Annotated in this window: 13 protein-coding genes; 6 read left to right on the top strand and 7 right to left on the bottom strand. The window is 36.7% G+C overall.

The features are described from left to right. Positions 1-73: 73 nt before the first annotated feature. Positions 74-577, top strand: coding sequence for an Mpo1 family 2-hydroxy fatty acid dioxygenase (locus AC3KZC_RS17420; RefSeq protein WP_490577231.1), 504 nt, complete (start codon positions 74-76; stop codon positions 575-577). 15 nt (positions 578-592) lie between these two features. Then, positions 593-1144, top strand: a complete 552-nt coding sequence (locus tag AC3KZC_RS17415; protein WP_490577324.1) for a Crp/Fnr family transcriptional regulator — start codon at positions 593-595, stop codon at positions 1142-1144. A 14-nt stretch (positions 1145-1158) separates the two neighbouring features. Here AC3KZC_RS17415 and AC3KZC_RS17410 read toward each other — a convergent pair whose 3' ends face one another. The 5 genes from AC3KZC_RS17410 to AC3KZC_RS17390 all read right to left on the bottom strand — a co-directional run bounded on the left by AC3KZC_RS17410 (position 1159) and on the right by AC3KZC_RS17390 (position 4475). Next, positions 1159-1407 (bottom strand): RNA recognition motif domain-containing protein, encoded by a 249-nt coding sequence (locus tag AC3KZC_RS17410; protein WP_490577230.1) that lies wholly within the window; start codon positions 1405-1407, stop codon positions 1159-1161. A 99-nt stretch (positions 1408-1506) separates the two neighbouring features. Further along, positions 1507-1980 (bottom strand): outer membrane lipoprotein, encoded by a 474-nt coding sequence (locus tag AC3KZC_RS17405; protein WP_490577229.1) that lies wholly within the window; start codon positions 1978-1980, stop codon positions 1507-1509. Positions 1981-1998: 18 nt separating this feature from the next. Beyond that, entirely contained in the window at positions 1999-2601 is a 603-nt protein-coding gene (lpoB, locus tag AC3KZC_RS17400; protein WP_490577228.1) for a penicillin-binding protein activator LpoB, read from the bottom strand. Positions 2602-2622: 21 nt separating this feature from the next. Next, complete coding sequence (locus AC3KZC_RS17395; RefSeq protein ID WP_490577227.1) at positions 2623-3084, bottom strand: YcfL family putative periplasmic lipoprotein; 462 nt, start codon at positions 3082-3084, stop codon at positions 2623-2625. A gap of 11 nt (positions 3085-3095) precedes the next feature. Further along, positions 3096-4475, bottom strand: a complete 1380-nt coding sequence (locus AC3KZC_RS17390) for a COG3014 family protein (RefSeq protein ID WP_490577226.1) — start codon at positions 4473-4475, stop codon at positions 3096-3098. Between the two features lie 209 nt (positions 4476-4684). Between AC3KZC_RS17390 and AC3KZC_RS17385 the strand changes: the two genes are divergently transcribed. Further along, positions 4685-5185 (top strand): YehS family protein, encoded by a 501-nt coding sequence (locus AC3KZC_RS17385; RefSeq protein WP_490577225.1) that lies wholly within the window; start codon positions 4685-4687, stop codon positions 5183-5185. Positions 5186-5297: 112 nt separating this feature from the next. On the opposite strand, the gene AC3KZC_RS17380 is transcribed toward AC3KZC_RS17385, so the two are convergent. Next, positions 5298-7181 (bottom strand): DEAD/DEAH box helicase, encoded by a 1884-nt coding sequence (locus tag AC3KZC_RS17380; protein WP_490577224.1) that lies wholly within the window; start codon positions 7179-7181, stop codon positions 5298-5300. A gap of 602 nt (positions 7182-7783) precedes the next feature. On the opposite strand from AC3KZC_RS17380, the gene AC3KZC_RS17375 reads away from it, so the two are divergent. Further along, positions 7784-8233, top strand: coding sequence for an exonuclease III (locus AC3KZC_RS17375; protein WP_490577223.1), 450 nt, complete (start codon positions 7784-7786; stop codon positions 8231-8233). A gap of 41 nt (positions 8234-8274) precedes the next feature. Here AC3KZC_RS17375 and AC3KZC_RS17370 read toward each other — a convergent pair whose 3' ends face one another. Then, positions 8275-9492 (bottom strand): RsmB/NOP family class I SAM-dependent RNA methyltransferase, encoded by a 1218-nt coding sequence (locus AC3KZC_RS17370; RefSeq protein WP_490577222.1) that lies wholly within the window; start codon positions 9490-9492, stop codon positions 8275-8277. A 653-nt stretch (positions 9493-10145) separates the two neighbouring features. Between AC3KZC_RS17370 and AC3KZC_RS17365 the strand changes: the two genes are divergently transcribed. Then, positions 10146-11357 carry a tyrosine-type recombinase/integrase gene (locus AC3KZC_RS17365; protein ID WP_490577221.1) on the top strand — a complete coding sequence of 404 codons (1212 nt, stop codon included), beginning with the start codon at positions 10146-10148 and terminating at the stop codon, positions 11355-11357. 1 nt (position 11358) lies between these two features. Next, on the top strand, positions 11359-12555 hold the full coding sequence (locus AC3KZC_RS17360; RefSeq protein ID WP_490577220.1) for a cation:proton antiporter: 1197 nt from the start codon (positions 11359-11361) through the stop codon (positions 12553-12555). Positions 12556-12578: the final 23 nt, after the last annotated feature.

The raw sequence follows: 12578 nt of genomic DNA, 5'->3' as shown, positions 1-12578 counted from the left end.
TTGTCGGCTAGCTGACATCATAGGAATAATAAAACTGCTAATATCATTTTACTTATTTAATGCAGGTAACCTTATGAAAACAATTGAACAATATTTAACAAGTTACGCCGCTTATCATCGTGATCCTCGAAATTTAATGACTCACTTTTTTGGTATTCCGCTCATTGTTCTGAGTATTTTAGTGCTAATGGCGCAAATAAGTTGGCAGATTGCTGAAGTTACGATTAGTTTATCGCTCATTGTTGTGCTTTTCTCGACTGCTTTTTATCTCAGGTTAAATAGCATAATTGGCCTGATTATGCTTGTTTTGTTGCTGCCATTGTTGATTGTAGCGGATATCTTGGCTGCTCATTACTCATGGCTGCTAGGGGCTCCTTTATTTGTAGTTGGCTGGATTTTACAGTTTATTGGCCATTATTATGAGGGTAAAAAACCAGCCTTTATTGATGATATGAGTGGTTTAATTATTGGACCCTTGTTTGTTGTGGTTGAATGGTTATTTCATTTTGGTTTCTTTGCTGCTTTAAAGGCTACGATAGAAGCCGAGGTAGGCCCACTTAAACGCCAAACAAACTAACTTAGTGAACTCACCATTATTTCATCCTCTTGTTTTGTTATCTATTATGCAACTATTGGGACTGAACCTCTTTGGCTTGATATTACCTCAGAGTCACTTTTAGTATTAGTCAACGCTGTGATGTTGACATTACTGTGGTATCGACAAAAGTCGATTCAATTTACAGAAGAAGAAAAGGAATTATACGCGACCGTTTTTGCGCGCTTTAGTGCGTTTGAGTTTTATAAGTTAATCCATGTTGGACATTGGCAAACATTTGAAGCGGGTGATGTATTAACTAAGCAAGGAAAAAAAGTACCTGCGTTGTATTTTATTTATAACGGAGAGGTCGATATTATTGTCGACAATTGTAAAAAATTAAGTTTACGTGATGGTTATTTTATTGGGGAACTTAGTTTTACTCTCGATCAAGCTGCCAATGCTGACGTAGTCGTTAGCCAACCGACACGTATTTTATATTGGCCACAGGCAGAATTACAGCAATTACTAAAACGAAATCCTGCAATGAAAAATGCTTTAGAGGCAATGATCACGCAGGATTTAGCAAAAAAACTACGGCAAGATTAAACCGAACAATTTACTTATTCGGTTTTTTCTTCGTATTTCTTCACGCGTAACACTGAACCACAGAGATTCTCACCATTTAGCGATTTAATTGCTAATTTGGCTTCGCCAACTTTAGGCATGTGAGCAATCGCAAAACCTTTAGATTGTTGAGTTACAGCATCAAGCACTATGGTACATGATTGTACGATACCAAATTGCTCAAGTTTGTTACGAAGCTCAACTTCGGTAAGTGTTTTGGCTAAATTACGAATTAATAGTTTCATTTAAATCTTATCATTTTAGGACGTGCTAAAGCACTAACACGTCATGATATCAGTAATTACAACAGCGCTATATTAATAATTGGCTGTAAATCATTTAATTTAATAAAAACGGTCTACTCGCACAATGCCATTACTTAAGTAGACCATTCTGATTTTGTCTTTTGGGTTAAACTGCATTTTTGGATCATAGTCTTGAACGACCATAAATTCGCCATCGTGTTCAGTACTGATCATTAATTCCACAAGGTTTTGCTGATAGATTCTCTGCCGAGATTGATGGTGTGAAGGTGCATTAGCACCGATCAGTGCACCTAAAATAGTGGCGGCAACACGACCATTGCCATCACCAAATTGATTACCGATAGCACCACCGATCAACGCTCCACCAAAATGATGCCAACCATTACGTCTATCAGTAACTATTTCAGTTTCAGTGATCTCACGTTTTGACACTATTTGTCCAAACAAAACCTTTTCAACAGGAACCGCTTTGTTGCGTTCATAATGTGCTTTGCTTGACGTTGCAAACAAAGCGAGTACAAACAATGACACATAAATTAATTGCCTACACATGAAATATCACTCCTGTTGTTACCAACCAATTTTAGCTTTTTGACGGGTTTTACGAATTTCCGTTTCATCAGCCCATTCAATCAAACCGCTTTCTAAATCCAATAATTTCATTGTGAATTTATAATAAACATCAGCAGTGTCTTTATTTGACTTAACAATGCTTGATAAGTTGCCATAGAGCATATATTGCGCCCCAGTTTGCTTACCAAATGCGAGCGCCTTTTTAGGGTCAACCATACCGGCATCGTTTTGGAAGGTAAGTTGTTCTTTTACCGCATCAACTCGTGTCATGTCGATAAATCGAAATTTTCCTGAGCGTAATAACTGGGTTGAAATTGAATCAGTGACAGACTCAGTATCAATGTGTTCACTGGTTTTATTTTTTAAACGCTCCACGAATACGACCGGACGATTGTTTTGGGTTAATGTGCCAACAACAGGCGACAGTAGCAATGAATTAGTCATTTCAGTCGCGACTTTTTGTAAATCTGTAGAACCAAAATTAATATCCGTCGTTTCAACGGCTTGCGCGTCACCATAACTGACAACAGCACGATTAGCACAGCCAGATACTGTGAGTAATGCCAAAGTAATCGCTGAGGTGATAAGTAATTTTTTCATAATAATTCCTGGTTTGATTAATTAAAAACGTTGAAGTTGCGTGGCTACTTCACGAATATAAAACTTAAAGCTGGTGGCTTGGCTCTGCTGAGCTGTCGCAAGTAATTCTTTATTTTGTCCGCCATGTAAATCAATGGCTTGCCAATTTTGTTTATTTGGTTCTATCTCAAAACCCTGTTGATCAAACCAACTGATCCGATACTGTAATTTTTGTGACTTGTGATAATCACTTTTTATCTGAACAGCTACATTGAGGTAATCATTTTGTTTACGAGTGAGGATCTGAGAAATATGTAAACGCGAAGCTAAACGACTATTATCGATAGCCAAATATTTTTTTAACTCGGTTTCGTCTAATTTTGATTGATTTACTGAGATTGATTCAGTGCCGAGACCGGTTGTAATAGGATTATGAATACAGCCAGTTAAACCGACTGCTAATAAGATTGCACTGGTTATCTTTACTAACGTTAGGTGTTTCATCATGACTCCTTTTATAAATAATAAATAGTGTTTTGCAGTATTTGGCCATGCGATTTTACCAACAGTAATAAAGTGGCATTTGGCTTGATTTCAACGACTACAGTCTGTTGTTTTCCATCAATTGATACGATTAACTCGGTACTACCAATAGGCTCTAAGCTACTGATTATTTGTGCGTTGTTAGGTAAACTGAGCCAACTTCGTGTATCGGCTCTTTCAGAGGCCAAGTTATACAAAGCGGCAATAACATTACCCACATCACCGCCTTCTTTTGCCATAGACCTTCTAACTTGTTCTTTTGCGATTAGCCGACCTAATTGCCTTGTGATGAGGGTCGAAATATTGTCTTTTAAGTTCGCGGCCGCTTGGGCGTTAAACTTGGCAACTTCACTGCCTTTAAGTGATTTATTGTTGAGCGCCACAGACAGTGGTCGGGTAGGGGCAATATACTGATAAGTAGGCAGCGCAACACTGTAAAAACGCATATCACCGCTTGAGGTATAAATGGGTAAGCGCAGCATCAATTCATCTTTTGGCGTAATTAAATCTTGCTCATAGAGGATCACAAACCGACCATGACTCGCCGAAGTGGAAAGATAGGCAGCGTTGTTGCCTGCTTGCTTCAAAGTCAAACGCTCGACTTGCTCACGTAGATAAGGGTTGGCTGGATATAATACAAGCGCTGCTTTTAAATCAATTAGCGCATCGTCGATTTGTCCAAAGCTTTCATACATTAATGCTGATAACACTAGCATAAATCCATTTTGCACACCGTTAAGGGTGGAACCAATAACGTCTTCCATTTGCGGATAGGCTTGATTAACACTTTGCCAGTCAACACCAAAACCTTTTTCATCAGCTAACGCACGGGCTGATAAATCGAGGTTTTTTTGTTGGAGCAGCTGGTTTTGTACAATATGTGCTTGGCGGATTTCAACCATAGCAGCTTCATTGTTTTTTATAGATAAATAATTAATTGCTTGATAGGTATGCAGTAAGACTTGTTCATGTAGAGGTAAATGATATGACAAGGCATTATCATTGCTTAGTAAAGAGCCAAGGTGTTCACCCGTCTTACTAATTTGAATTTGAGCTTTTAATTGCTCATTTTTTATTTTTTCAATTGCTGAATTAAAATATTCAATACTTTGTGTGTACTCTTGGGCCAGTTGGGCAATTTTGCCTTTCTCAACCAAATTGAGCTGATAATTTGTGTCTGAAGGCGAATTTACATTAATTGAATCTTGTGCGGCGCCTAAATTATTTGAACCAATAGCAATGCGCGTGTTTTTATACTGATCGCTATAGGTACTGAACATGTTTGAAAGACTTAAATTGGCGCAACCAGTAAGTAACAAGGAAAGTAAAACGATAAAAGGGCGTTTAAACATCTTAAAAATACACAAAGGCTAGTTAATGACATTCTAACTCATTGGATTGTATTTACAGTCAGCAATTGTATTTAAATTGTAAAAAAACGTAGAGATTATTTTAAATTTAACCTGTATGGTTTAATTTTAAGCTTGCTATATATCCTTGATTTTTTCTGTGTTTTACCCCTGTTTTATGGTATTTTGTGGCACCCAATTTGGAGCTCTCTATGATCAATAATTTAGTCCTACGTCGTTTACGCTATGCCCTTAATCTTCGTGAAGAAAGTATGCAGGCAATTTTTTTACTTTCCGATCACAAAATTAAACCTTTTTCGATTAGCTGTTTACTTAAAAAAGAAGAAGAAGAGGGGTTTATCGAATGTACCGATGTGGTACTAGAAAAATTTTTAGATGGACTGATCATTCAAAATCGTGGTGTGAAAGAAGAAGCTGCGACAGATCCGGCTACAAGTGTGCCAAGTACAGAACGTGTTCGTCTTAATAATAATATTATTTTGAAAAAGATCCGCGTTGCTTTAGAACTACGTGAAGAAGATTTATTAGATATTATGGTTAAAGCAGATTTTCGCGTCACGAAAGCTGAGCTAGGTGCGTTTTTCCGTAAACGTGGCAGTCGTAATTTTAAGCCATGTGGCGATCAATTTATGCGTAATTTTTTAACGGGTTTATGTTTGAAATATCGCCCAACCGATAAAAAAACTAAGTAAGTATTTTCTTAAAAAAAACCGGATAAAATCCGGTTTTTTTTGCTTTAAATTTTCTCAAATTACAGGCAATAAAAAAGGTAGCATAAGCTACCTTTTTTATTGTTAGTTTTGATTAACCTTCAAAACTTGGACGGCTACGGCCTTCGCCACTTGCTTTAAAGCTACGCACTGGCTTTTTATCGCCACGGTCATTGTTGCGGTCGTTACGACGACGTGGTTGGAAATCACGTGGTGCACGATCGCTGCGGTCTTGACGCGGCGCACGCTCTTCACGATGTGCGTCAGCAGCTGCAACTTGTTCTGCAGTGACAAGACTTGGAGAAATCTTGTGCTTACGGATTAATACTTGCTGTAATTTTTCAAATGCTGGTTTTGGCATGTTTTTTGGTAAATCAACATGAGTGAAACCATCAAATAAACGAATTTGACCAATGTCGTTTGAATCAATTTTGATTTCGTTTGCAACAGCACCCACGATATCACCTGGGCGAACACCATGTGTACGGCCAACATTGAAACGGTATGTATCAAACTCACCGTTGTCACGACGTGGGCGTTCAGAACGTTCACGTGGCGCACGTTCACTACGCTCAGCGCGGTCGTTACGGTCAAAACGATCATTTCTATCACGGCTTGAACGTTCGTTGCGTCCACCAAATTCACGCTCAACCGGATCCGCTTTCGGGTGGAATGGTAAGGCAATTTGACGGTCAAATAATAACGCAGCTGCAAGTTCAAGAGGCGTAGTATTACTTTGCTCAGCCATTTGACTTACGATAGCTTGGAAGTTTGCTAAATCATTTACTTCCATAGCTTTAACTAATGCAGCTTGTGTACGTTCAATACGTGCTTGGCCAAGTTGCTCAGCAGTAGGCATATCGAATACTTCAATCTTACCTTCAGTGATGCGCTCTAAACGGCTTAAGCTACGTACTTCACGATGCGAAGCAAATAAAATTGCTTCACCTTCACGACCAGCACGGCCTGTACGACCGATACGGTGTACATAAGACTCTGAGTCATGTGGTAAATCGTAGTTAATTACGTGAGTAATACGTGGTACGTCAAGTCCACGTGCTACAACGTCAGTGGCAATTAGAATGTTAATGCGGCCATTTTTTAATTGCTCAACAATACGTTCACGATCTTGTTGTTGCATGTCACCATTTAAAGCAGATGCTTTGAAGCCTTTGCTTACTAAGTGCTCAGCCAATACTAACGTATCGTTACGTGTACGTACGAATACAATCATTGCATCGTAATCAACAACTTCTGCAATACGCTCTAAACCAACTGTTTTACCGATACGGCCAACAGTCCACGATTTTTGCGTGATTTTTGGTTTATCTGATTTTTGCACAGCAATTTTTACATGTACTGGATCTGATAAAAATTGGTTAGTGATTTTCTTAATTGGTGCTGGCATTGTTGCAGAGAAGAACGCCATTTGAGTTTCATCAGGAATTTGATTCAAGATCCATTCAATGTCTTCTAAGAAACCCATGTTTAACATTTCATCAGCTTCATCAAGAACACATGCTTTAAGATTGTCTAATTTTAAACGACCTTTTTTGATGTGATCCATCATACGACCTGGCGTACCAACAACAATTTGTGGGCCACGGGCTAAGTCACGAAGTTGAGGAGTATAAGATTGGCCACCGTACACAGTCGCAACGAATAAACCACGAATATGTTTAGCGAAATCAGTCAGGGCTTCAGCAACTTGGATTGCTAATTCACGAGTAGGGCATACAACCAGCATTTGTGGTTGTTTTAAATCTGCGTTTAAACGTGATAACAAAGGCAGACCAAAAGCCGCAGTTTTACCAGTACCAGTTTGCGCTTCACCCAATACATCTTTGCCTGCTAATAAAGAAGGAATAGCTTGTGATTGGATTGGAGTAGGGCTGATGTAACCCATTTCATTAATAGCTTGTAGAACAGGCGCAAGAAGGTTTAATTGGTCAAAACGGACTTGAGTAGTATCTGTCATGTATGTCTCTTATATTAAGTGAAAATCAAAATTGATTTTCAGTATTTTTGAACGAGGTCAAAAAACCTTAAAAGACATCCCCTTGACCTATCAACAGTCGCATTTCTCACCATGAAGTTATTCAAAAGAATAATTTCTATAAACGCGTAATCTCAGTCTTGATATGGCATCAAACTAAAGTAGTTTGTGCACGGGCTCTTTAAACCTCGGCTAATATTTTTACTGCGACCCTTTCGGAACACTAGTAAAACCGACCTTGGCTTAAATGTGTTTAATAAATAAACAAGCACCTGTCGGAGTAGGTGCGCACTATACAGGGTTGAGGATTTATTGCAAGCATAAAGCCCGTTATTTGCAATATTAATAAATATGGCTCGTTTAAAAATGGGGTTCGATTATTGGGCATGTTAGATAAGCCTTTTTTAAGCTGTGGCTATTTATTATGAGTGATTTGTAATCAAATTGTTCATTTTGTATGTAAAATGGAAATGAATTTTTAATGCGATTATTTTTCATTAGTTGGCTAATTTATTTAATTGACGCACAAAAAATGCTCGCTATAATCTGCGCAAATTTCGTTCACTCGTTCAAAAAGGTTGTATATGTTAAAGTCTCTTATCGCTGTTAGTCTTATTGCTGTTTCTTCTCACGCAGTTGCACAAGTTAATACAGATAAATTTTTTACAGTAGATAATTCAATCGACAGCAAAATTTGTTTAACAGCTGCTGAGCAAGGCTTTGCTGCAGCACGTAAATTTGCAAATTCTAACGGTTTATATATCAGCCGTTTTGATACAAATTTTTACTGTAATGGCCAACCAATTGATCAATTTGCAGCTAAATTTGCCAAAAACAATGCTGTTGATGTTGTGAATACGCCAAAAGTATCCTTTTATGCTGCTGACACTAATACAGAATCGAACTTATGTATTAAAGCGTTAGAAGAAGGCTTAAGTAGCTTAAAAACAAATCGTCAGTTGAAATCACTAGAGTGTAACGGCGTAAAAGTTGAACAATTCATCAAGCGTAATAGCGACAAAGTTGCAATTTAATCTTCAGTAGCTTGAAAAAAAACCGACTTTCGTCGGTTTTTTTATGCTGAAATACGTTTGATTGAAGCGTAATAAAACCCATCAAAGCCTGTTTTTGCTGGGCTAATGATTGTTTGTTCTAACAGCTCAAAATTAGGGTTTGCAGCTAAAAATGCATCCACTTGATGCTCATTTTCGCTAGGTAAAATAGAGCAGGTTGCATACACTAAAATTCCCTCAATTTTGAGCATTTTACTATAACGTGTAAGAATATCCTGCTGAAGTAACCGAAGTGTTGCAAGTGATTCGTTCATGTTACCATTCCATTTTGCATCAGGATTACGCTTTAACACGCCAAGCCCACTGCAAGGCACATCAAGTAATACTCTATCGGCACTTTCTTTAAGTCTTTTAATTGTTTTACTGGAAGTAATTAAACGTGTTTCAATATTGTCGGCACTGGCTCGTTTTGCACGTTGCTTTAATGCGTTAAGTTTATGTTCTTCAACATCCATCGCTAACAGGCGTCCCTTACCTTTCATATGAGCAGACAAACCTAAAGTTTTTCCGCCTGCACCTGAGCACGCATCAATCACTCGCATACCTGGTTTTACATCAAGTGCTTTTATAATAAGCTGAGAGCCAATATCTTGTTGTTCAAATAATCCATTTTTAAATGCTAAACTTTTAAATAAGGCACTGTTTGATGTGACTTCCAATGCAGTATCACAATCGGTAATTAAACGTGTCTCAATGTGTTCTTTAGCCAATGTTTTTTGCAATTCAAGCGCATTTGTTTTTAATAAATTGACCCGCAAAAAACGTTTAGGCGGCATACTTAACGCATTGCGTTCTTGTGGCCATCTATCTCCTAGTTCGTTATTCCCTAATATATTTAGCCAAGTAGGGCAGCCATCAAGTAATGCTTCGTCTTGCTTAGCACTTTCAATTAATTCATTTACCGATTCAGCCTCAGTTGATGTGAACTCAATAAAGTTTGGTAATCGCTGGCCTTCTATTTTCGACCAAGCATAAAATAGTTTTGTCGGTTTTGAAGTGATATTTTCGATGGTACTGTCAGTTAAAAAGCTATAAAGATTTAACTTTCGGACAAATTCGCCGGTGATCTGGGTAATGCTTGCATGATCTTGAGGGGCGTAATCAAAGTTAAAAAAATGCTGCGCGTAGGCTTTGTCTAATGGGCATTTAGCATGTGCAACATTATTTAAGATAGTGAGCACAGCATCATAAATTCGGGGTGTGACAGTGAGTTGAGACATAGGTTCTACCATTTATGAAAATCGCGGAGATCATAGGAGTTATGGAGCTGTTAGGCAAATTAATATTTCAAATTTAATAAAATGTACTTTTTAATGACCTAAATATATTAAAGTATAAAATAAATAGGTGATATTTATACATGTACCTTACCCATTGTTATTATTTATAACTGTATTGTACTTTTATGTGTGTATTATATTCCGATAAAAATAAATTATATAAAATAAAGTGTAAATCCATGTTTTTAAATTTGTTTTTTAATTTATCACTGTCACTAATATATTAATTTAAAATAATAAATGATGTCTTTTATATTTTAAAAATGCGGGTTTATTAAATTAATTGTTATCAAAATAGAATTTTAATACAGAGTTCTTTTCTTATACAAAAATGCCTAGTTTACTATTATAAGAATCAATAAGCAGCTTGGTGTAATGATATATGGATTTAATGTCTCATAATTAAGATTATGTTAAATATATGTGTTTTATAACAACTCAAACATCTTGAGCGCTTTAGATTAATGCTATGACGCTAAATATGTTCGTTTTTAAGAGAAATTTTTCTTGTAAATTAATTAAGTCCAATACTAGACAGTATTGGACTTAATATTATAATAGGTAAAATTCTAAACATCGTATTTAACTTATTTATGCTCATTGCCTTAGTCGATACATTAAAACAGCTACGTTATCAAATCGCTCACTTAGAGGATGATACCTTGAATTATGAATATCCTGAATTAAATCAATTTATTAGCTCTATATTTTACGATGTTCCACAAGTGAAAGCTGATTTGAGATTCTTATATTTATTTTTATATGTTTATGGTCGAAAATCCGAAGCAACTTATAGTCGGTTTAGGAATGAGATCGAACGTTTTTATTTATGGTCATGGTGCATTCAAAAAAAATCGATTTTTGATTTAAAACGTGATGATATCGAAGCTTATGTAGAATTTGTTATGGAGCCATTACCTGCTTGGTCAAGTAATTCAGTGCAATGGCGTTATAAAGATAAAGAAGGACAACGTATATTTAATAAAAACTGGCGCCCTTTTATGGTCAAAACAAGTGCTGTTAGCCAACAAACAATTTCATCTATGTTTACAGCGCTAAATGTTTTTTATAAATTTGCAATTTTAGAAGAAAAAACGTTTGCTAATTATGTCCCTGTTGTAAAGAAAAATAGCCCATTTCTTGTCGTACAATCTCAAATAAATCAACCCGACACCTTAAGCGATATTCAGTGGGAATATGTTTTTGGTGTCACAAAAGATTTATGCACAATAGAGCCTGATTATGAGCGAAACTTATTTACGCTTGCCTGTTTAAAAGGATTATATTTACGCATATCCGAATTATCAGAAAGACCACAATGGTCACCAGTTATGTCACATTTTTGGCAAGATAATGATGGGTTTTGGTTTTTAAGGGTAATGGGTAAAGGCAATAAATTACGTGATGTTACTTTGTCGGATGATTTTTTAGGTTACTTAAAACGTTATCGATTATATCGAGGATTGAGTAGTTTGCCGACAGCCGATGAGCCCTTCTCTATTATTCATAAAATTCGTGGGCAAGGCGGTATGGAAGTTAGGCAAATCCGACGTTTGGTTAAACAAAGTTTTGATTTAGCGGAACATTCATTACGAAAAGATGGTTTTGTCGAAGACGCTGAGCAATTAAGTTCGGCCACTGCCCATTGGCTTAGGCATACCGGTGCAACACATGATGCACAAACTCGACCGTTAAAACATCTCTCTGAAGATTTAGGCCATGCAAAGTTGGCGACAACAGATCAAATTTACATTCAAACGAATGTTAAAGAGCGAGCAAAATCTGGGATAAATAGGAAAATCTAAGATGGAATATCAGGTTTTATTTTTTGTTGCGTTTGCTGCTTTTATTTACTCTGTGGCCGTGCGGCAGTTTTCATCGGCTGAAATTACCGGGCCGATGTTTTTTATGTTTATTGGTTTATGTATTCATTTTTATATTTTTACTTTGCCAATTGATTTAAAATATTTTCAACCTGGCTTGCAATTATTTGTTGAATTGACACTTGCGTCAGTTATTTTTATTGATGCGTCTAATTCTAATTTAAAAACGTTACGCACCAGTTGGTTGATCCCCGCTTTATTATTATTAGTTGCCCTGCCGTTAACTTTTTTATTTGCAGCGTTGATGGCGTACTTTTTATTTCCGCATTTATCATTTTGGTACGTAGCACTTTTGGCAATTATTGTATCGCCTACTGATGCTGCACTTTGTAAAGGATTCATCATCAACAAATGGGTGCCGGAAAAACTTCGTGAAGGAATTAATTTTGAAAGTGGTTTGAATGATGGATTGTGCGTTCCCTTTTTTTTACTGATTTTATTTATGATCAATCAACCGGTTGAGCAACAAAGTGCGAGCTGGATTTGGCAAATCTTTTTTCATGAAATAGGCATTGCTTTGTGTACAGCAACTCTAGGCATGGCTATCACTTTAAAAATTATATCATTTTCAGAGCGTAGGCATTTATTTGCGAAAACGACTAGCCCATTTTTGATGACGTCTTTGGCGATTTGTTTATATTGTTTAACGCAATATTTTCATGGTAGTGGTTTTATTGCAGTTTTTGTTGCGGGTTTATTATTTGATTGGTTTTATAAAGGAAAGGTTAAAACAAAGCTACTGACAGATTCAGAGCAACTTTCAGATTTTATGTCGTCATTAATTTGGTGTGTATTTGGATTTTTAGCTGGCGCACTTATTTTTACGCAATTGAGTTGGCCAATAGTGTTGTTTAGTCTTGCTTCACTGACTTTTGTAAGAATGGTGCCGGTATTTTTAGTTCTCACAGCCACTGAATTAACAAACAAAGATAAAATGACACTTGCTTGGTTTGGTCCTCGGGGAATGGCTTCAATTGTTTTTACCCTGATGGTTTACCAAAGTGATATTGAAAATAAAAATGAAATTGTGTCGATAGCATTTACGGTTATTTTGTTAAGCGTATTGTTACATGGTATATCGACTCGCCCTTTGATCAATTTATTTAAGCAGGCTAAATAGAACTAGCCTGCTTACGATCAGTT

This window comes from Pseudoalteromonas sp. J2K-J031 (genome assembly GCF_058197095.2).
The sequence above is the reverse complement of the archived record's forward strand: the minus strand, read 5'-3'. Positions and strand labels throughout refer to the sequence as shown.